At 70.0% G+C, this 20057-nt stretch carries 16 protein-coding genes; 7 read left to right on the forward strand and 9 right to left on the reverse strand.

All coding sequences use genetic code 11. From position 1 onward, the window contains the following. Positions 1-10: 10 nt before the first annotated feature. Together ABH928_RS02290 and ABH928_RS02295 are read left to right on the forward strand one after the other, a co-directional pair. Complete coding sequence (locus tag ABH928_RS02290) at positions 11-1228, forward strand: pyridoxal phosphate-dependent aminotransferase (protein ID WP_370061871.1); 1218 nt, start codon at positions 11-13, stop codon at positions 1226-1228. Between the two features lie 159 nt (positions 1229-1387). After that, positions 1388-1735, forward strand: a complete 348-nt coding sequence (locus ABH928_RS02295) for a hypothetical protein (RefSeq protein ID WP_370061326.1) — start codon at positions 1388-1390, stop codon at positions 1733-1735. Positions 1736-1826: 91 nt separating this feature from the next. On the opposite strand, the gene ABH928_RS02300 is transcribed toward ABH928_RS02295, so the two are convergent. Then, complete coding sequence (locus tag ABH928_RS02300; RefSeq protein WP_370061328.1) at positions 1827-3644, reverse strand: phosphoenolpyruvate carboxykinase (GTP); 1818 nt, start codon at positions 3642-3644, stop codon at positions 1827-1829. Between the two features lie 200 nt (positions 3645-3844). Between ABH928_RS02300 and ABH928_RS02305 the strand changes: the two genes are divergently transcribed. The 3 genes from ABH928_RS02305 to ABH928_RS02315 all read left to right on the forward strand — a co-directional run bounded on the left by ABH928_RS02305 (position 3845) and on the right by ABH928_RS02315 (position 6863). After that, on the forward strand, positions 3845-4507 hold the full coding sequence (locus tag ABH928_RS02305; RefSeq protein ID WP_370061330.1) for a hemolysin III family protein: 663 nt from the start codon (positions 3845-3847) through the stop codon (positions 4505-4507). Positions 4508-4596: 89 nt separating this feature from the next. Further along, positions 4597-6231: an MFS transporter gene (locus ABH928_RS02310; RefSeq protein ID WP_370061332.1), complete on the forward strand. Its 1635-nt coding sequence runs from the start codon at positions 4597-4599 to the stop codon at positions 6229-6231. Continuing rightward, positions 6228-6863: a TetR family transcriptional regulator gene (locus ABH928_RS02315; protein WP_370061334.1), complete on the forward strand. Its 636-nt coding sequence runs from the start codon at positions 6228-6230 to the stop codon at positions 6861-6863. Before ABH928_RS02310 ends, ABH928_RS02315 begins: the two co-directional genes overlap by 4 nt. A gap of 185 nt (positions 6864-7048) precedes the next feature. Here the strand turns inward: ABH928_RS02315 and ABH928_RS02320 are convergent, their stop codons facing one another. The 5 genes from ABH928_RS02320 to ABH928_RS02340 all read right to left on the reverse strand — a co-directional run bounded on the left by ABH928_RS02320 (position 7049) and on the right by ABH928_RS02340 (position 15423). After that, entirely contained in the window at positions 7049-9052 is a 2004-nt protein-coding gene (locus ABH928_RS02320) for a thioredoxin domain-containing protein (protein ID WP_370061336.1), read from the reverse strand. 46 nt (positions 9053-9098) lie between these two features. After that, on the reverse strand, positions 9099-10730 hold the full coding sequence (locus ABH928_RS02325; protein WP_370061339.1) for a hypothetical protein: 1632 nt from the start codon (positions 10728-10730) through the stop codon (positions 9099-9101). Between the two features lie 226 nt (positions 10731-10956). Then, positions 10957-12510, reverse strand: coding sequence for a flavin-containing monooxygenase (locus ABH928_RS02330; RefSeq protein WP_370061341.1), 1554 nt, complete (start codon positions 12508-12510; stop codon positions 10957-10959). Between the two features lie 180 nt (positions 12511-12690). Continuing rightward, positions 12691-13707, reverse strand: coding sequence for an aldo/keto reductase (locus tag ABH928_RS02335; protein WP_370061343.1), 1017 nt, complete (start codon positions 13705-13707; stop codon positions 12691-12693). Between the two features lie 87 nt (positions 13708-13794). Next, positions 13795-15423: a peptidoglycan-binding protein gene (locus tag ABH928_RS02340; protein WP_370061345.1), complete on the reverse strand. Its 1629-nt coding sequence runs from the start codon at positions 15421-15423 to the stop codon at positions 13795-13797. A 246-nt stretch (positions 15424-15669) separates the two neighbouring features. Here ABH928_RS02340 and ABH928_RS02345 point away from each other — a divergent pair, with 246 nt between their 5' ends. Further along, complete coding sequence (locus ABH928_RS02345) at positions 15670-17076, forward strand: glutamate decarboxylase (protein WP_370061347.1); 1407 nt, start codon at positions 15670-15672, stop codon at positions 17074-17076. 7 nt (positions 17077-17083) lie between these two features. Here the strand turns inward: ABH928_RS02345 and ABH928_RS02350 are convergent, their stop codons facing one another. The 3 genes from ABH928_RS02350 to mca all read right to left on the reverse strand — a co-directional run bounded on the left by ABH928_RS02350 (position 17084) and on the right by mca (position 19439). Beyond that, positions 17084-18190 carry a HoxN/HupN/NixA family nickel/cobalt transporter gene (locus ABH928_RS02350; RefSeq protein WP_370061349.1) on the reverse strand — a complete coding sequence of 369 codons (1107 nt, stop codon included), beginning with the start codon at positions 18188-18190 and terminating at the stop codon, positions 17084-17086. 133 nt (positions 18191-18323) lie between these two features. Further along, positions 18324-18539, reverse strand: coding sequence for a hypothetical protein (locus ABH928_RS02355; RefSeq protein WP_370061351.1), 216 nt, complete (start codon positions 18537-18539; stop codon positions 18324-18326). Between the two features lie 12 nt (positions 18540-18551). Further along, positions 18552-19439: a mycothiol conjugate amidase Mca gene (gene mca / locus ABH928_RS02360; protein WP_370061353.1), complete on the reverse strand. Its 888-nt coding sequence runs from the start codon at positions 19437-19439 to the stop codon at positions 18552-18554. A 107-nt stretch (positions 19440-19546) separates the two neighbouring features. Between mca and ABH928_RS02365 the strand changes: the two genes are divergently transcribed. After that, positions 19547-20032 carry a DUF4307 domain-containing protein gene (locus ABH928_RS02365; RefSeq protein WP_370061355.1) on the forward strand — a complete coding sequence of 162 codons (486 nt, stop codon included), beginning with the start codon at positions 19547-19549 and terminating at the stop codon, positions 20030-20032. The last annotated feature ends 25 nt before the right edge of the window (positions 20033-20057 follow it).

Genomic DNA, 20057 nt, shown 5'->3' on the forward strand with positions numbered 1-20057 from the left:
GTGCATGAGTATGCAGCCGGTGCTTCAGTCCTCCAAGCTCGCCAACGTCTGTTACGACATCCGCGGCCCGATCCTCGACGAGGCGATGCGCCTCGAGGATGAGGGCCACCGGATCCTGAAGCTGAACACCGGCAACCCGGCACCCTTCGGTTTCGACGCACCGCCGGAGATCCTCCAGGACATCGTGCGCAACCTCGCCGGCGCCCACGGCTACGGCGACTCCAAGGGCCTGCTCTCCGCCCGCCGCGCGGTGGTCATGCACTACGAGGAGCGCGGGCTGCCCGGCCTGAGCGTGGACGACGTCTACATCGGCAACGGCGTCTCCGAGCTGATCCAGATGGCGATGCAGGCGCTGCTCGACAACGGCGACGAGGTGCTCGTCCCTGCCCCCGACTACCCGCTGTGGACGGCCTCGATCAGCCTGTCCGGCGGCACCGCGGTGCACTACCGCTGCGACGAGCAGGCCGAGTGGTTCCCGGACCTGGCCGACATCGAGGCGAAGATCACCGACCGCACCCGCGGCATCGTGATCATCAACCCGAACAACCCGACCGGCGCGGTCTACCCGGTGGAGTTGCTGGAGGGCATGGTCGAGATCGCCCGCCGGCACGGCCTGATCATCTACTCGGACGAGATCTACGACAAGATCCTCTACGACGACGCCGTCCACACCTCCACCGCGTCGCTCGCCCCGGACCTGCTCTGCCTGACCTTCAACGGCATGTCCAAGGCCTACCGGGTGGCCGGCTTCCGCTCCGGCTGGATGACCATCTCCGGCCCCAAGGAGGACGCCCGCAGCTACATCGAGGGCCTGACCACGCTGGCCACGATGCGTCTGTGCGCCAACATGCCCTCGCAGCACGCGATCGCGGCGGCGCTCGGCGGACGTCAGTCGATCAAGGACCTGATCCTTCCGGGCGGACGACTGCGCGAACAGCGGGACATCGCCTGGAAGATGCTCAACGACATCCCGGGCGTCTCCTGCGTGAAGCCGAAGGGCGCGCTCTACGCCTTCCCGCGGCTCGACCCGAAGGTCTTCAAGATCAAGGACGACGCCCAGATGGTGCTGGACCTGCTCAAGCAGCAGCACATCTACGTGGTCCAGGGCACCGGCTTCAACTGGCCCGACCCGGACCACTTCCGCCTGGTCACCCTGCCGCACGCGGAGGATCTGACCGAGGCCATCGAGCGGATCGGCGTCTTCCTGAGCGACTACAGCCAGCCGTAGTGCGGCCGTGGTCCAGCCGCAGTCCAGCCGTAGCCCGAGCAGGGCGCCGACCGACACGCGAGACAGGCGCTTGTTTTAGACAGAGTCCAAGTTAGGCTGTTCTCCATGTACGAGCAGCCGAGGACTCATCCTGCGCCGCGCCGCGTCCGCGTGAGCCAGATGTCGAACGCTCCCGTGCGCCCGCAGAGCGGACGGGCCGGACAGCTGGCCGGTCATCTGTCGGCGCTGCTCGACGTCACCAGCGAACTGCACCGCCGGACCGGCGACTCGGCGCTGGAGAGCGCCGTCGCCGCACTCACGGCGCGGATAGCGGAGATCGGCGCGGGCCTGCCTCAGCGCGCCGCCACCGCGTACCCGGACGACCTCGCCACCCTGCACGCCCAGGCCTTCGACCTGGCGGGCCGGGTGCTGGTGGTCGCCGCCGCCCAGCAGGACACCCGGACGGCAGTACTCGCGTGCCGCCGCATGGATGTCCACACGGCGGCACGGGAGTCGGTTGCCTCGTAGCCCCATAGGGGCTCAGCAGCTCAGCAACAAGCTCAGCTCAGTCGCTCGGCGCTGTTGCGCGACTTCCGCTTCGGCTCCGCTGCGCTTCGCCTCAGCTCAGTCGCTCGGTGAGCTTGTTGTACTCGTCCCACAGCGCCTTCGGCGTGTGCTCGCCGAACAGCTCCAGGTGCTCGGGGATGAGCGCGGCCTCCTGCTTCCAGATGTCGCGGTCGACGGTGAGCAGCAGGTCCAGGTCGGCCTGGTCGATGGTCAGACCGTCCAGGTCCAGCGCGTCCTGGGTGGGCAGGACGCCGATCGGCGACTCGACACCCTCGGCGGTGCCCGCAAGGCGCTCGACGATCCACTTCAGCACGCGGCTGTTCTCGCCGAAGCCCGGCCAGACGAACTTGCCGTCGGCGTTCTTGCGGAACCAGTTGACGTAGTAGATCTTCGGCAGCTTGGCGGCGTCGGCGTTCTCGCCGACCTCCAGCCAGTGGCCGAAGTAGTCACCCATGTTGTAGCCGCAGAAGGGCAGCATCGCGAACGGGTCGCGACGCAGCTTGCCGACGGTGCCCTCGGCGGCGGCCGTCTGCTCCGAGGCGACGTTGGCGCCCAGGAAGACGCCGTGCTGCCAGTCGAAGGACTCGGTCACCAGCGGAACCGCGCTGGCGCGGCGACCGCCGAAGAGGATGGCCGAGATCGGCACACCCGCCTGGTCCTCCCACTCCGGGGCGATGGTCGGGCACTGGGCGGCCGGGACGGTGAACCGGGCGTTGGGGTGCGCCGCCGGGGTCTCCGACTCGGGGGTCCAGTCGTTGCCCTTCCAGTCGATCAGGTGGGCGGGCTTCTCGTCGGTCATGCCCTCCCACCAGACGTCACCGTCGTCGGTGAGCGCCACGTTGGTGAAGACCGTGTTGGCGTACATCGAGTCGATGGCGTTGGCGTTGGTGTCGCGACCGGTGCCGGGGGCGACGCCGAAGAAGCCGGCCTCCGGGTTGATCGCGTAGAGGCGGCCGTCCGCACCGAACCGCATCCAGGCGATGTCGTCGCCGATCGTCTCGACCTTCCAGCCCGGGATGGTCGGCTGGAGCATGGCCAGGTTGGTCTTGCCGCACGCGCTGGGGAACGCGGCGGCGACGTACTTGGCCTCGCCCGACGGCGGGGTGAGCTTGAGGACGAGCATGTGCTCGGCCAGCCAACCCTCGTCACGGGCCATGGTCGAGGCGATGCGCAGCGCGTAGCACTTCTTGCCGAGCAACGCGTTGCCGCCGTAGCCGGAGCCGTACGACCAGATCTCCTTGGACTCCGGGAAGTGCGAGATGTACTTGGTCTCGTTGCACGGCCACGACACGTCGGCCTCGCCCTCGGCGAGCGGGGCGCCGAGGGTGTGCACGGCCTTGACGAACTCGCCGTCCTCACCTAGGAAGTCGAGCACGGCCTGCCCCATGCGGGTCATGGTGCGCATCGACACGGCGACGTAGGCGGAGTCGGTGATCTCGACACCGTAGGCAGCCAGCGGCGAGCCCACGGGACCCATGGAGAACGGCACCACGTACATGGTGCGACCCTTCATGGAGCCCTTGAAGATGTCGCCGAAGATCGCCCGCATCTCTGCAGGCGCCTTCCAGTGGTTCGTCGGACCGGCGTCCTTCTCCTCCTCGGAGCAGATGAACGTACGGTCCTCGACCCGCGCGACATCGCGCGGGTCGGAGGCAGCGTAGTAGGAGTTGGGCCGCTTCTCCGGGTTGAGCTTGCGGAAGGTGCCCTTCTCGACAAGCAGGTCACACAGACGCTGGTACTCGGCTTCAGAGCCGTCGCACCACTCGATCCGATCCGGCTGGGTGAGCTCTGCGATCTCCTGAACCCACGCCAGCAGCTTCTTGTGCCGGGTCGGGGCAGCGTTGACCTGGGCAGAGTTCTCGTACGGCACGATCGCTCCGTTTCACATCCGATCGTCCTTGAACGGATGGTGAGGGGTTGAGGGTCTTCGCAGGGTATCTCGCATGTCGGAGAAGTGACATACCGCCCCCCTTGTGAGACCGACAACACTGCAGGTCAGCGTCACAGTGACGAGAAGCTCGACCGACCTACCAGTAGGTAACCTACGGGTCCGTAGCTACACTTCGGAGCATGACAGCTGGGGTGGAAATGACGGAGCGCAATTCCCTGCAAAAACCGGCTATGCGCGGTTGGTTGCACGCGGGCATGTTCCCGGCGACGGTTGCCGCAGGAATCGTGCTGATTTGCCTGGCCACGACCACAGCGGCGCGGGTCGCGTGCGCGATCTACGCCGCAAGCGCTTGGATGCTGTTCGGCATCAGCGCGCTCTACCACCGCTTCTCCTGGGGTCCGCGCGGCGAGGCGGTGCTGCGCCGGCTCGACCACAGCAACATCTTCCTGATCATCGCCGGGACTTACACCCCCGTCACCATCCTGCTGTTGCGCGGCGGCCAGCAGCAGGTGCTGCTCTGGCTGGTCTGGGCAGGCGCTTTGGCCGGGATCGCCTTCCGGGTCTTCTGGGTCGGCGCGCCGCGCTGGCTCTACACCCCCTGCTACCTCGCCCTCGGGTGGGCCGCCGTCTTCTTCCTCCCCGACTTCTTCCGGACCGGCGGCGTCGCGGTGACTGTGCTGATCATCGTCGGCGGCCTGCTCTACAGCGTCGGCGGCGTGATCTACGGCCTGAAGCGGCCCAACCCCTCACCGCGCTGGTTCGGCTTCCACGAGGTCTTCCACGCCTGCACGCTGGCGGCGTTCACGGTCCAGTTCGTGGGGGTGTCCCTGGTCGCCATGTGACACAGCCGCCTTCCGGCAGCTGATAGCGATTGACAGCTCCTAGATTTTGAGAGTTACTGTCAGAAGACAGTAACTCTTAGGGGGCTGCCATGAGCACGCACGCGACCGTGAGCACCACCGCACCACCCGACTCCCCGCCCGTCGACCGCCGCCGCTGGTGGGCACTGGCTGCCATCTGCCTGAGCGTGCTGGTGCTCGGCTTCGACGGCACCATCCTCAACGTGGCGCTGCCCGACCTGGCCGTCCAACTGCACGCGACCACCGACCAGTTGCAGTGGATCGTCGACGCCTACCTGGTCGTCTTCGCCGCCGCGATGCTCCCCGCCGGGCTGCTCGGCGACCGCTTCGGCCGCCGGAGGCTGCTGGTCGGCGGCCTGGTCCTGTTCGGCGCGGCGTCCCTGGTCGGCACGCTGGTGCACTCCGCGGACACGCTGATCGCGGTCCGCGCCGTGATGGGTCTCGGCGGGGCGTTCATCATGCCGCTGGGCATCGCGATCCTGCCGAGCCTCTTCGCCCCGGCCGAACGGCCGCGCGCGGTCGCCGTGATGACGGCGGGCATGGCCGTCGGCATGCCGCTCGGCCCGATGCTGGGCGGACTGCTGCTCAACCACTTCTGGTGGGGCTCGATCTTCCTGATCAACGTGCCGCTGATCGTCGTGGGCATCGTCGCCTGCCTCTGGCTGGTCCCCGAGTCCCGCGACCCCTCCGTCCCGAGGGTCGACATGCTGAGCGCGGCGATCGGCGTCGTCGGTCTGGCCGCGCTGACCTTCGGCATCATCCAGGGCCCGACGGACGGTTGGGGCTCGGCGACCGTGGGCGGCTCGCTGGTCGCCGCGGTCCTGCTGCTCGGCGGTCTGGTCTGGCGTGAGCGCAGCCAGCCGCACCCGATGGTCGACTTCGCCTTGCTGGCCGACCGGGTCTACCGGTGGAGCACGATCGCCTCCGTGCTCGTCTCGTTCTCGCTGATGGGCGCGCTGTTCGTGCTGCCGCAGTACCTCCAGTCGGTCCTCGGCAACGACGCGTTGGGCACCGGGATCCGGCTGATGCCGCTGATGGGCGGCCTGCTGGTGGCGGCGCGGGCCGCCGAGAAGCTGGTGGAGAAGCTGTCGGTGCGGTGGGTGGTCTCGGTCGGGATGCTGATCGTGGCGGGCGCGCTGCTGCTCGGCGCGACCACGGGCGTCAGCGACGGCTACGGGCTCACCGCGACGTGGCTCTCGCTGCTCGGCTTCGGCATGGGCTTCACCATGGTCCCCGCGATGGGCGCGGCGATGGCCGCGCTGCCGGACGACCGGGCCGGCGTCGGCTCCGGTCTGCTCCAGACGCTGCGTCAGTCCGCCAGCGCCATCGGCGTCGCCCTGCTCGGCAGCCTGCTGGCCGGCGCGTACACCGCCCGGCTGGACACGGGCCACCTCCCGGCGGCGCTCGCGAAGACCGCCCAGGGCTCCGTCTCGGCGGCCCAGGCCGTCGCCACCCAGCTCCACGACACCGCGCTGGCCGCGAGCGCGCACGCGGCGTTCGTCCACGGCATGGACCTGGTGCTGCTGGCCTGCGGCATCGGCTCGGCGCTCTCCGCCGCGCTGCTGGCCCTGCGGATGCCGGGCGTGCGACCTGCGGCGAGGACGGAGGAGGAGGTGGGTACGGACACGGCGGGTACGGACACGGCGGGTACGGAGGAGGTGGCCGGGGCAGCCGGGACGGGCGGTGCGGGACAATTCCTGACATGAGTGCCGCCGCCCCTCCTCCCCGTCCTGCAAGCACCGAGCTGGAACACATGCTGGAGGCTCCGCTCGGCCTGCGGGAACGCAAGAAGCTGAAGACCCGCCGGGCCATCCGCTCGGCGGCCTTCAGCCTTTTCGCCGACCAGGGCTACGAGGCGACCACCGTCGACCAGATCGCGGCGGTGGCGGAGGTCTCCCCGAGCACCTTCTTCCGCTACTTCCCGACCAAGGAAGACCTGGTCATCAGCGACGACTACGACCCGCTGCTGGAGGCCGCGTTCCGGGCCCGCCCGAAGGACGAGCCGCTACGGCAGGCCCTGCGGACGGCCATGGTCGGCCCCCTCCGCCAGGTGCTCGCCGCAGAACGCGACGAGATGCTGCTCCGGATGGAGCTGTACCGGCAGGTCCCGGCGATCCGCGCGCGGGCCATGACGGAACAGCAGCAGACCTCCGCCCGCCTCTGTCGACTGATCGCCGAACGCACCGGCGAGGACCCGGCCGGCCTGCACCTCCGTGTCCTGGTCACCACGATCGTCGCCGCCGCGGGCGAGGCGGTCCTCTACTGGTCGGAACGCGGCGGGGTGGACGACATGACGGAACTCCTCGACCAGGCGCTGGACGTGGTCATCGGCCCATGACTTGAGGGCGAGCGCTCTCCGCAAAGGGGACGTTGCACTACCCAGGGGGCGCGGGGAACTGCGCGAGATACCACCCCATGCGGATGGCCCTGAACGTTCGGCCTGCTACCTGCTTGGGTGGCTTGTCGCGCAGTTCCCCGCGCCCCTTGATAGTGCAACTACGCCGTCTGCGGAAAGAGAGAGAGCTACTCCCCCGGCCTGGCGTTCAGGCCCTCGCGGAGCCACTCCGGGTCGGTGACCGGGGCGTCGCAGGTGAAGCGGCGGCAGACGTACGCGGTGGGCCTACCGTCCACCGTGGGCTTCTCCTCGTCCGGGGTGATCACCAGCCCCGGCGCGGTAGCGCCCAGCGCCGCCGCCCGCAGGGCGAGCGTCTCCGGCGCGTCCGGCTCGCCCGCCAGGGCCACGCGGCGGGGGCCGTCCAAGAGGGCCTGGGCCACCGTCAGGCCCCAGCCGATGAACCGGGGCGCGCGGCTCGCGAGCGGGGTGACCACCGTCAACGCCCGCTCCGCGGCCTCGCGGTGGCGTTCGGACTCGGTGAGCGCCGCATACGACAGCAGCGCACCGGCCGCCGCCGACCACCCGGAGGGCGCCGCGTTGTCGGTCGGGTCCTGGGGGCGGCGGATCAGTTGCTCCGCGTCGGCCGCCGTGTCGAAGAGCGCGCCGGACGTCTCGTCGGTGAACTGTGTCAGCACGACCTCCAGCAACTCGCCGGCGGCGTCCAGCCAGCGTCGGTCGCCGGTCACGTTGTGCAGCGTCAACAGGCCCTCGGCGACGTCGCCGTAGTCCTCCAGCACCCCCACGTTCGTGCCCGGACGCTCGTCGCGTGAGGTGCGCAGCAGGCGGCCGGACGCGTCCCGGTGGACGTCGAGCAGCAGCGCCGCGGCGACCACCGCCGCGTCCAGGAAATCCGGACGGTCCAGCAGAGCCCCGGCCTCGGACAGCGCCGCGACGGCGAGGCCGTTCCACGCGGCGACGACCTTGTCGTCCCGTGCCGGACGCGGCCGCAGCTCGCGGGTCGCGAACAGCCGCGCCCGCAGCTCCGGTTCCGGCTCGTCGCCGGGGAGTTGCAGGACGGAGGCGCCCTCCTCGAAGGTGCCCTCCGCCGTCACGCCGAACAGCCCGGCCGCCCGCGCACCGTCCTCAGCGCCGAGCGCGTCGACAAGCTGTTCCGGCGTCCAGACGTAGAACGCGCCCTCGCGGCTGTGGCCCTCCGCGTCGGCGCTGTCCGCGTCCAGCGCGGAGGCGAACCCGCCCTCGGCGGTGCGCAGTTCACGCAGCAGGAACTCGCCGGTCTCCACCGCCACCCGGCGGGCGAGCGCACTGCCGGTGGCCCGCCACAGGTGGGTGTAGACGCGGAGCAGCAGCGCGTTGTCGTAGAGCATCTTCTCGAAGTGCGGCACGACCCACGCCGCGTCGACCGAGTAGCGGGCGAAGCCGCCACCGAGTTGGTCGTAGATGCCGCCGCGGGCCATCGCCTCGCAGGCGTGGACGGCCATCTCCAGCGCCGGGTCGCTGCCGGTCGCGGCGTGGTGGCGGAGCAGGAACTCCAGCACCATCGAGGGCGGGAACTTGGGCGCGCCGCCGAACCCACCACGGCTGCCGTCGTACTCGCGGGCCAGCGCGGCCACCGCGTGGCGCAGCGCGTCCGGTCCGGGCGTCTCGGCACCGGCCAGCCCGGCGTAGACACCGCCGCGTTGGGTCAGCTCGGCCACGATCCGCCCCGCGACCTCGGCGACCTCGTCACGCCGCCCGCTCCAGGCGTCGGCCACGCCGCCCAGCACCTGCCGGAACGACGGCATGCCGTGCCGCGGCTCGGGCGGGAAGTAGGTGCCGAAGTAGAACGGATCCCGCTCCGGGGTCAGGAACACCGTCATCGGCCAACCGCCCTGGCCGGTCGCGGCCTGCACCGCCTCCATGTAGACGGCGTCCACGTCGGGCCGCTCCTCGCGGTCGACCTTGATCGCCACGAAGTTCTCGTTGACGACGCGCGCCGTCTCCTCGTCCTCGAAGCTCTCGTGCGCCATCACGTGGCACCAGTGACACGCCGCGTACCCGACGGACAGCAGGACGGGGACATCCCGTCGCCGCGCCTCCTCGAAGGCCTCCGGCGACCAGGGCCACCAGTCGACCGGGTTGTCGGCGTGCTGGAGCAGGTACGGGGAGGTGGCCTGCGCGAGTCGGTTCGCCATGGTCCCATCCTTGCGCATCCGCCCGACGGAAGCGGGACGACAGGGCCTAGGACGCGAGCTTCGCGGCGATCAGCTTCTTCGCGCTCTCGGGTTCGTCGCTCATCGCCAACTCGTCCCAGTCCAGGCCGAGGGCGGCGATGGTGTCGCGGGCCTCCCTCGTCCTGACGGGGTCGGCGTCGGGGCTGTTCTGGGCCATCCCGTACAGGGCGGCGGCGTACTCCTGACGCTTGCTCGGTCCGGTCCGCTTCCAGAAGGCGAGCGTGCTGCCGAGCCGGTCGCGGACGGCCCGGGTGGGTTTGCCCTCGGCGTCGGGTTCGGCGGTCTGGTCCCAGCGCTTGGCGAAGAACTTCCAGGCCTTGTACGAGGCGAGGCCCAACCCGACGAGGGCGGCGGCTCCGGCGAGCGCCCAGCCGATCGGGGAGGCGACGAAGAGGCCTGCACCGGCGGCCGTTCCCGCCGCGACCGCGATCGAGGTGACGAGGGCGGCGACGCTGCCGCTCGCCCCCAGCGCCCCGCCTGTCGCGGCGATGATCTTCTTGATCCGGCCACGCTGGTTCTTGCGCACCGCGTAGGCCTGGATCATCCGCAGCGAGATCTGCCGGGGCGCACCTGACGTGTGCTGGTTGACCTCCTCGGCGGCCTCCGCGAGCGCGTGGTCCATGGCCCGCCGCACGTCCTCACGTTGCTGCTGCCTCGCCAGGGCCTGCGTCAGTCCCTCCTGGGCCGCGTCGAGCCGGCGCGACCATTCGTGGACCTCCAGCCGGGCCTCCTTCAGGCTCCCGAGGTCGGTTCCGAGCGGGCGGTCGAGGGGCGAGCGGCCCATCTCCGCGAGGTGTGCCTGGTACGTCGCGCTCTTGGACGCGACCAACTCGGTGAGCGCGGCGGCCAGTTCACGGCAGGCGGCGACCTCGCCCGCGGCGGCTTCCAGCGCCTGCTTCGGCTGATCGTCCTCGGTGCTCATCAGCGCGCGCAGCGCCTCGACGCGGGTCTGCGCCTTGGCCGCCTTGCGTGCGTAGCGGGCCGTCTGCACCAGGGTCGCAGGGAGCGCGACCGCACCGCCGGCGGAGAACATGGCGTTGTAGACCGGGGTCGGATAGCCGAGGTAGTTCATCACGCCGCCGGCCCCGCTGATCACGTTGCCGGCCAGCCCGGAGACGCCCTGGCCGACCTCCGCGCGGGCACTGCTCTGCTCGCGGGCGGCCTCCCGGTGCGGTGCGCTGCCCTCCGCGTGCTCGGACAGCTCGTGCTCCGCATGGTGCATCGCCATCGCCCCGGTGACGATCCCGGCCCCGGCGGTAAGGACGGAGCTGAACGGACCCACCATGCCGCCCGCATAGGAGGCGGGCGTGCTGACGCTGGGGTCGACGTACTGTGCTCCCACCGTCGGCGCGGTCCCGGCCGCCACGTTCTGTGCGGCGTTGTCGAGGGTGTCCTTCAGCCTGCCGGTCGTGGTCTCGCCGTCCTCGGTCTCCCGCTGAACGCTGACGTCGGCATGGACGCCGGCATGGGCGTCGGCGTCAACGTCCGCGCCGGCACCCGCGCCGGCGCTGCCGGGTGCCGACCGGAGTGCGGCCGTCACGGCGGTGTTCCCCGCCGTCCGCTGCATGGAGATGACGTCGGCTGCCGACAGGCCGCCACCGCCGCTCAACCGGCGCGTCGGTGTGGTGCTCCTGCGCACGGCCGACGCGCTGCCCCCACGACGTAAGGGTTCGTCCCGTTCCAGACGCCCGCGCACGCTGCCCTCCAAGACGACGCGCCGCGCGCCCTTCGCGGCCGATGCCCCGATCCTCCTTTCGCGCTCCACCGGGGGCAAGGCATTCCCTCGGGGAAAGGGATCAATGTTTCGCTAAGGGGGCAACGCGCTCTTAACACCCCATGCCGCCAGGGGCGTTGGAGGGCGTCCGTCAGGCGGTCGCGCGCGCCTCCCCCGACTCGGCCGTGTCCGCCGCCCTCGCCCGGCGGAGTGCGCTGCGCGGGGTCGGGGCGAGGGTGCGGTCGAGCCGGGTGCGCATGGTGGTGGCCGCGTCGAGGATGTAGTTCTGCCGGACCTGCCAGGGACGCCGGTCACCTTGCTTCGGGAAGGCCGAGATGGACCGCTGGACGTAGCCGGCCGCCAGGTCCAACAGCGGATGCTCGCCGAGCGGGCCGTCCGGGCGCGGAACGACCGCCGCGTAGTCGCGCCTCTCCATGTGGTTGAGCACCTTGCAGACCAGACGGGACGTCAGATCCGCGCGCAGCGTCCAGGAGGCGTTGGTGTAGCCGATGCAGATCGCGAAGTTGGGCAGCCCGGTCAGCATCGCGCCGTTCCAGACGAACTGCCGGGTCAGGTCCACCGCTTCGCCGTCCACGGACGGGTGGATGCCGCCGAAGGCGAGCAGTCGCAGGCCGGTGGCGCTTACGACGATGTCCGCTTCCACCAGCTTGCCGGACTTCAGCCGGACGCCCTCCGGCACGAAGGTGTCGATGTGGTCGGTGACGATCGACGCCCGGCCGGACCGCATCGTCTTGAACAGGTCCGCGTCCGGCACCGCGCAGAGCCGCTGGTCCCAAGGGTTGTAACTGGGCGTCAGATGCTCGCGCACCGCGTCCGCGTCGCCGAGGATCCGGGTGCTGAGGCCGGTCAGCAGCTTGCGCGCGGCCTCCGGGCGTCGGCGGCAGAACTGGTAGAAGCCGACCGCGAAGAGGATGTTCTTGGTCCGCGCCAGTTTGTACGCGGTCCGAGCGGGCAGCACCGAGCGGAGCACGTCCGCGACCTTGTCCCGGCCGGGCACCGCGCCGATCCAGCTCGGCGTGCGCTGGAGCATGGTGACGTGCGCGGCGCGGTCCGCCATCGAGGGGACCAGGGTCACCGCCGTGGCGCCGCTGCCGATGACCACGACGCGCTTGCCGGTCCAGTCCAGGCCCTCGGGCCAGAACTGCGGATGCACCATCCGGCCGCCGTTCTCCGTGAACGACTCGACGCCGGGGAAGTCCGGGGCGTGGCCCTGGTCGTAGTCGTAGTAGCCCGCGCAGGTGTAGAGGAAGTCGCAGGTCAGCGTGGAGAGTTGGTCGCCGCGGCGGACGGTCAGGGTCCACCGCGCCTCGGCGGAGGACCAGTCGGCGGCGACCACCCTGGTGCCGTAGCGGATCTTGCGGTCGATGCCGTACTCGGCCGCCGTCCGCTGCAGGTAGCGCAGGATCGAGGAGCCGTCCGCGATCGACTTCTCGCCGTCCCAGGGCCGGAACGGGAAGCCGAGGGTGAACATGTCGGAGTCCGAGCGGATGCCGGGGTAGCGGAAGAGGTCCCAGGTGCCGCCGAGCGCGTCCCTGGCTTCCAGGATCGCGTAGGAGCGGCCGGGGCACTCGGTCTGCAGCCGGTAGCCCGCGTCGATGCCGGACAGGCCGGCGCCGACCACGATCACGTCGAGGTGCTCGGTCCGGCCGTGGTCCCCTGCGGCTGCCTGTTCCTGCTGCGTCATTGCTCCAGTGTGCGGGCAGGCGTCCGATACGCCTTGACTCTGGACGACAGGTATGTGCCCCTGGGCGACATGCCGGTGATCCGTTCCGCGGCACTGCGCGGCTTCCGCGCCACCGTCGCCGAGCTCGGCGGGAACGCAGACAGTCTGGCGCAACGTCCCACCCGGACGATCAGGCTTCCCTCACCAGGCGAACGCCTCCGGCGCCGGACCCGGGCCGGGGAAGATCTCGTCGAGGGAGGCCAGCAGCTCGGCCGAGAGCGTCAGGTCCAGCGCCCGAAGCGCGGAGTCGAGCTGCTCCTGGGTGCGGGGGCCGACGATCGGGCCGGTGACGCCGGGCCGCGTCAGCAGCCAGCCCAGGGCGACCTCGCCGGGCTCCAGCCCGTGCTTCTCCAGCAGGTCCTCGTATGCCTGCACCTTGGCACGTATCTCCGGGTCGGCCAGCCCTGTCGCCGAGCGGCCCATCTTCGTGCGCGCACCCGAGCCCTCCGCCTCCTTGCGCAGCGCGCCGCCGAGCAGGCCCTGGTGCAGCGGCGACCACGGGATGACGCCGAGCCCGTACTCCTGCGCCGCCGGCATCACCTCCATCTCGGCCCGGCGCTCGAACAGGTTGTAGAGGCACTGCTCGCTGACCAGCCCGAGCCCGACGCGTCCGCCGCGCGTCGCAGTCTCGTTGGCCTGGGCGATCTTGTAGCCGGGGAAGTTGGACGAGCCGACGTAGAGGACCTTGCCCTGCTGGATCAGCACGTCCATCGCCTGCCAGATCTCGTCGAACGGCGTTGCCCGGTCGACGTGGTGGAACTGGTAGACGTCGATGTGGTCCGTCTGCAGTCGCCGCAGGCTGGCGTCGACGGCGCGGCGGATGTTCACCGCGGAGAGCCGGTCGTGGTTCGGCCAGGAGGACTCGAAGAGGGAGCGGCCGTCGTTGGTGGCGTTGGCATAGACCTTGGTGGCCAGCACCACCTTGTCGCGCCGGTCGCCGCCCTGCGCGAACCAGCGGCCGATGACCTCCTCGGTCAGGCCCTTGTGTGCGTCGCGGCCGTAGACGTTCGCCGTGTCGAAGAAGTTGACGCCCGCGTCGAGCGCGGAGTCCATGAGGGCGTGGCTGGTGGCCTCGTCGGCCAGCCCGCCGAAGTTCATCGTGCCGAGGACCAGGCGACTGACCTTGAGTCCGGTGCGTCCGAGCTGCGTGTACTCCATGGCGTTCATCCAACGCGCCTGGAGTGCACTTCAAGCAAGCCCCGAGCGCACCGGACCACAGGTCCTGATGCTGTCAACACCCGGCCGTCAGCTCAGCGGCGTGAAGCCGCGCTCGCGCAGTTGCTCGGCGTAGAGGCTCTGCGGCAGCTGCGGCTTGCCCGAGCCGGTGACCTCGCCGTCGGAGCCGCTCAGCAGCTTGCCGGTACAGCCGAACGCCCAGTTGTGCGCGGTCGGCGGGTTCTGCACCTCGTAGCCGCCGGTGGTCACGCAGTTCCACGCGGTGCTGTTGGCGTCGGACCAACCGTGGCCGGTGCCGCGACTGCCGTTGTTCACCATCAGCAGCGTGCCGTCGACGGACACGTTGTCGTACAACGTGCCGCTGCCCCACCGCTGGTGACCACCCGAGTCGTACGGGGTCTGCAACAGCACGGCGCTGCAGTCGGAGTAGACGTTCGGGCCGGACTGGCGGGCCTCGGTGGTGAAGGCGTGGATCTTGTCCGCTGTCACCTTGCAGTCCTGGATCAGGTTCTCCTGCCCCATCAGCGTGTAGCCGTCGGAGCGGGCGGAGGTGGCGGTGTTGGTGATCATGTCCAGCGTGGCGGTGTGCAGCACGGTGATCCGGCGGCTCTGCCCGCCGAGGCGGGTGACGCCGTCCTGGCCGTAGTCGTACGAGACCACGTCACGGACCCAGGAGTCCTGCACGGCGTCGAACGAGGAGAACGTCGAGTTGTAGAAGTCGGAGGCGTACTTCGGGTCGGCCGCCATGGCCTGGCCGTCCGTGCTCAGCGACTCGATGCCGACGTGGTCGATCCGCGGGAAGCTGTCCCTGAAGACCGTGGCCTGCGTGTACTGCGCCTCCAACGCGGTGGTCAGCGGCGCGTCCAGGGTGAGCTGCCTGCCGTGGATCGCTGTGACGGTTCGCTCGGAGTAGAGGCTCCAGTTGGGCTTCCACAGGCTCTGCATTCCGATGGCGTCGAGCCACGCCTGCGTGGTCGGACGCTGCACCACCACGGACGAACCGACGCCCAGCCCGGACGTGGAGGCGACATCCACCGTGGTGCCGCCGACCGGGACATAACGGTCCGTCACCTTGGTGGGCGTGGTCAGCGCGCGGTAGGAGGAGCTGCCGCCGATGGTCAGGACGGTCCGGGCCGTGGCGCCCTCGGCGACCAGCCGGGTGCCGTTCGTACCGCTGCCGCTGCCGCGCAGCACCACGCCGGAGGCGTCGATGTGCAGCGATCCGGCCATCCGGTACGAGCCCGGGCCGAGCAGCACCGCGCCGCGCAGGCCCTGGGAGTTGGCCGGCAGCTTGGACACCGCGTCGATAGCGGCCTGGATCTGCGTGGTGTCGTCGCCGCCGCTGGGCTTGGCGACGCGGTCACGGACGGCCGCGGTCGGCAGCGGGACACCGCCGCCCTCGTAGCCGGCGTGGGAGTAGTCGGGAACCCGGTTGCCCTGTGCGTCGTGCCCGTACGCGAGCTTGCCGCCGCTGTAGCTCAGCCAGGCGGTCGTGGCGCCGGTCGCCGTGGCTCCGGCGGCCGTGCTCGCCGCGCCGGTCGCCGTGCTTGCGGCGGCACCTGCCGTGGACGCCTGAGGCTCGACCGAGGTGCCGGCCTCGGCGTCGGAGACCGCGAGTGCGATGCCGCCCGCCGCGAGCGCGGCGGCTGCGGAGACGAGGGTGAGGCGCCTGGCGCGGCGCCGGTGACGGATGTTCACAAGGCGGATCCTGTCAAGCACCCACAAGCAAGTAAAGCTTCTTTACCACGTTCGGTGGCACTTCATGCACAGCCTGCGTGGATGTCCCGCACTTGTCACATGGACTCACGTGTCCGGTGCACGGCGGCAAGGGCCGGACCCGTAGGGTCTTGGCGGACAGTCAACGGCCCCATCGACCGCCACCGGCCCGCCACCAGCCATCAACGGCCCGTCACCGGCTATCAACGGCCCGCAAGGAGAACCGGCATGCCACTGCATCAGGGACGCAACGGACACCACAAGCTGCACCTTCCGCCGCTCGTCGGCGATCCCGACATACTGGGCGCGATGGAGCAGCTCGTCCCCAAGGGCCACCTCGGCGAGATGCCGCTGCCGCCCACGGTCGCCCAGCGCCTGATCCGCGACGAGCTGATGCTCGACGGCAACGCCCGGCTCAACCTCGCCACCTTCGTGACCACCTGGATGGAGCCGCAGGCCCAGGAGTTGATCGCGGAGTGCCTCGACAAGAACATGATCGACAAGGACGAGTACCCGCAGACGGCCGAGGTCGAGCGCCGCTGCGTGTCGATCCTGGCCGACCTGTGGCACGCGCCCGATGTGTCCAAGGCCGTCGGCTGCTCCACCACCGGCTCCAGCGAGGCCTGCATGCTCGCCGGGCTCGCCCTCAAGCGCCGCTGGATGATCCGCAACAAGGACCGCTACGCGGCGGGCGCGAAGCCCAACCTGGTGATGGGCGCCAACGTCCAGGTCTGTTGGGAGAAGTTCTGCAACTTCTGGGAGGTCGAGTGCCGACTCGCCCCGATGGAGGGCGACCGCTACCACCTGGACGCCGAGTCGGCGCTGGCCCTGGTCGACGAGAACACCATCGGCGTGGTCGGCGTCCTCGGCTCGACCTTCGACGGCAGCTACGAGCCGGTCGCGGAGATCTGCTCGGCGCTGGACGACCTGCAGCAGCGGACCGGACTCGACATCCCCGTGCACGTGGACGGTGCGTCCGGCGGCATGATCGCCCCGTTCCTCGACCCCGACCTGGTCTGGGACTTCCGGCTCCCGCGCGTCGCCTCGATCAACACCTCCGGCCACAAGTACGGCCTGGTCTACCCGGGCGTCGGCTGGGCGCTGTGGCGGGACGCGGAGGCGCTGCCGGAGGAGCTGGTCTTCCGGGTCAACTACCTGGGCGGCGACATGCCGACCTTCGCGCTCAACTTCTCACGCCCCGGCGCGCAGGTCATCGCCCAGTACTACGCGTTCCTGCGGCTCGGCCGCGCCGGCTACACCGCTGTGCAGCAGGCGACGCGTGACGTGGCCCGTCGGCTCGCCGACGGCATCGAGGAGATCGGCCCGTTCCGGCTGCTGACGCGCGGCGACGAACTGCCGGTCTTCGCGTTCACCCTCAAGGACGACGTGACGAACTTCGACGTCTTCGACGTCTCCCGCCGCCTGCGGGAACGCGGTTGGCTCGTCCCGGCGTACACCTTCCCGGAGAACCGGACCGATCTGGCGGTGCTGCGCATCGTCTGCCGCAACGGCTTCTCCCTGGACCTCGCCAACCTCCTCCTGGAGGACCTCTGCAGGCTCCTCCCGGAGCTCCAGTCCCAACCGGCCCCGGCCAGCAACATCGGCATCCAGCCGCGGACCGGCTTCCACCACTGAGTTGTGACTAGTCCTCGACCGCGACGGGCACCGTCGCGGTCGAGGGCGTCCACTTCTCCTCGACACGGGCGAAGCGCCAGATCAGCAGTGAGACGGCCCAGGTGACCACGAACAGGCCGACGATCACGAAGCCGACGTTGTTGAGGTTGAGCCCGGCGATCCAGCCGATCACGCCGCCCGTGATGTTCAACTTCTGTGCCAGCAGGCCCACCAGCTCGATGCCGCCGATGAGCACGGCCACCGCGACCGACAGGCCGGTGATGGTGATGTTGTAGTAGACCTTGCGGACCGGCCGCGAAAAGGCCCACTCGTAGGCGAAGTTCATGAACGAGCCGTCGATGGTGTCCAGCAGCGACATGCCCGCCGCGAAGAGGATCGGCAGCGTCAGGATCGCGTACCAGGGCAGCGAGAAGGCCGACGCGCCGCCCGCCAGGACCAGCAGCGAGACCTCCGTCGCGGTGTCGAAGCCGAGGCCGAAGAGGAAGCCCACCGGGTACATGTGCCACGGCTTGTCCACGGCCTTGGTGACCCGGCCGAGAATGCGGTTCATGAAGCCGCGCTTGCTGAGGTGCTCCTCGAGCTCCGCCTCGCTGTAGCTGCCGGACTTCATCCTCCGGAACACCTTGACGATGCCGACCAGCACCACCGCGTTGATCACGGCGATCAGCATCAGGAAGACCCCGGAGACGGTGGTCCCGACGGTGCCGGCGACGGTCTGCAGCGTGGAGCTGCCGTTCTGCACCTGGCCTGCCAGCGCGCGGACGCCGAAGGAGAGCAGCAGGCAGAGACCGAAGACCACGGACGAGTGGCCGAGCGAGAACCAGAAGCCGACCGAAAGCGGTCGCTGCTTCTGGCTCATCAACTTGCGCGTGGTGTTGTCGATCGCCGCGATGTGGTCGGCGTCGAAGGCATGGCGCATCCCCAGCGTGTACGCGGTCAGTCCCATGCCGAGGCCGAAGAACTGCCCGTTCACGTTGTAGTGGCGCGGGGCGACGATCAGGAGGAGCACCCCCCAGCCGACGATGTGCAGGGCGGCCACAAACGCCGCCATGCCACCGAGCCGGGCCCACTCGCCTCGGGTCAGAGCTCCCCTGATACGCGCGATCGTCCCCATGCGACACCCCTCCTGGATCCGTACTGCCGATCCAAGGTAGGGGCTGGTCATATTTAGTTGCAAGTCGTTCGCAATAACGAGTGAAAGGCAGGAACCTTGCCGCAGAAGGATCGGCCTCGCTTCGGCGGAGGGGTTACTTCTCCGCCGAGACGCTCGCTACTGCCGCCTCACCGGCCTCCGGCTCCTCGGCGAAGTCGACCTTGCCCAGGGAGCGGTTCATCGCCTTCAAGATCCACCAGGTGCCCGCGCCGAGCGCGGCGAAGATCAGGAAGCCGAGGATGCCCGGGGTGACCTTGTTCTCGTCGAGGGCCAGCAGAACCGTGGCAGCGGGGTGCATCGCAGTGTTCACTCGTCCATCGTCTCAGGAGGCGTTCGGGATCTTGGCGGCGATCCCCTCGAAGAGGTCGTCCTCGGGCAGCGAGGAGTCGACCAGGGAGCGCGCCAGCTCGTAGTCCTCGGTCGGCCAGACCTCGCGCTGGAGCTCCAGCGGCACCCGGAACCACGGGCCGTCCGGGTCGATCTGGGTGGCGTGGGCGAGCAGCGCCTTGTCCCTGATCTCGAAGAAGTCACCGCAGGGAACGTGGGTGGTGATCTCGCGCGGGGTGCGGTCGGACTCCTCCCAGCGGGCGATCCACTCCTTGTAGGGGGACTCCATGCCGCGCTCGTTCATCGCCGCGTCCAGGGCCTTGATCCGCGCCAGCGAGATGCCCTGGTTGTAGTAGAGCTTGAGCGGCTGCCACGGCTCGCCGGACTCCGGGTACGCGTCCGGATCACCGGCGGCGTCGAAGGCGGCCATGCTGATCTTGTGGGTCATGATGTGGTCCGGGTGCGGGTACCCGCCGTTCTCGTCGTACGTGGTGATCACGTGCGGACGGAACTCGCGGATCAGCCGGACCAGCGGCTCCGCGGCCTCCTCGACCGTCTTCAGCGCGAAGCAGCCCTCGGGGAGCGGCGGCAGCGGGTCGCCCTCCGGCAGCCCCGAGTCGACGAACCCCAGCCAGGCCTGCTTGACGCCGAGGATCTCCCGCGCGGCGTCCATCTCCTTGGCGCGGACCTCGTGGATGTTCTCCTCGATCCATGCGTCGCCCTGGAGCTTCGGGTTCAGCACCGACCCCCGCTCGCCCCCCGTACAGGTGGCGACCAGCACGTCGACGCCACGCGACACGTACATCGCCATGGTCGCCGCACCCTTGCTGGACTCGTCGTCCGGATGCGCGTGCACTGCCATCAGTCGCAACTGCTCAGTCACTGCCCCTGTGCCCTTCGTCTTCGGTACCGACTCCTATAGTGACGGACGAGGGTGTGCGGTTGATTCCGCGAGGAGCCCCCGTTGCCCCTGAAGGAGGCCAAAGTCCGATGGCGGATACAACCCAGGGCGTACGCCCCGCCGAGCAGCCTGCCGACGACCGACCTGCCGACGGGCAGCCCGCCGAGCAGTCCGCCGGCCGGCCCGGCACCCCGCTGCGCCCCCCGGCCGGCCGCTACGGCACCCGGGACGTGGCGAAGGCGCGTCGCCGCGGCAAGCGCATCTACTACCTGACCGTCAGCCTGGCGCTCGCGCTGGTTGCCGCCATCGCCTACAAGTACATCTCCGGCTCCTCCGTCAGCGGCGAGGTGCAGACCTTCCAGGTGGTCTCCGCCCACGAGGTGCGGATCACCCTGGATGTGAGCAAGCCCAGCGGCCAGGCCGCCAGCTGCACCGTCCGCTCCCGCGACGAGAACGGCAGCGAGGTCGGCCGGGTCACCGTCGCCATCCCAGCGAGCGGCGGCGAGCAGCTCGCCACAGTGCTGCTGAAGACCACCTCCCGCGGCACCACCGGCGAGCTCGTCGGCTGCTCCTGAGTCCACGCCCGAGGGGTCGGACTCC

It is taken from the genome of Streptacidiphilus sp. MAP5-3 (assembly GCF_041262505.1).
In the GTDB taxonomy this organism is placed as follows: domain Bacteria; phylum Actinomycetota; class Actinomycetes; order Streptomycetales; family Streptomycetaceae; genus Streptacidiphilus.

Bases quoted from the DNA above. Each gene is read 5' to 3' on its own strand.
- ABH928_RS02295 (WP_370061326.1), top strand. From the start codon at position 1,388: ATGTCGAACGCTCCCGTGCGCCCGCAGAGCGGACGGGCCGGACAGCTG.
- ABH928_RS02335 (WP_370061343.1), bottom strand. From the start codon at position 13,707: ATGGAGTACACGCAGCTCGGACGCACCGGACTCAAGGTCAGTCGCCTG.
- ABH928_RS02315 (WP_370061334.1), top strand. From the start codon at position 6,228: ATGAGTGCCGCCGCCCCTCCTCCCCGTCCTGCAAGCACCGAGCTGGAA.
- ABH928_RS02330 (WP_370061341.1), bottom strand. From the start codon at position 12,510: ATGACGCAGCAGGAACAGGCAGCCGCAGGGGACCACGGCCGGACCGAG.
- ABH928_RS02350 (WP_370061349.1), bottom strand. From the start codon at position 18,190: ATGGGGACGATCGCGCGTATCAGGGGAGCTCTGACCCGAGGCGAGTGG.
- ABH928_RS02320 (WP_370061336.1), bottom strand. From the start codon at position 9,052: ATGGCGAACCGACTCGCGCAGGCCACCTCCCCGTACCTGCTCCAGCAC.
- ABH928_RS02290 (WP_370061871.1), top strand. From the start codon at position 11: ATGCAGCCGGTGCTTCAGTCCTCCAAGCTCGCCAACGTCTGTTACGAC.
- ABH928_RS02365 (WP_370061355.1), top strand. From the start codon at position 19,547: ATGGCGGATACAACCCAGGGCGTACGCCCCGCCGAGCAGCCTGCCGAC.
- ABH928_RS02345 (WP_370061347.1), top strand. From the start codon at position 15,670: ATGCCACTGCATCAGGGACGCAACGGACACCACAAGCTGCACCTTCCG.
- ABH928_RS02305 (WP_370061330.1), top strand. From the start codon at position 3,845: ATGACAGCTGGGGTGGAAATGACGGAGCGCAATTCCCTGCAAAAACCG.
- ABH928_RS02310 (WP_370061332.1), top strand. From the start codon at position 4,597: ATGAGCACGCACGCGACCGTGAGCACCACCGCACCACCCGACTCCCCG.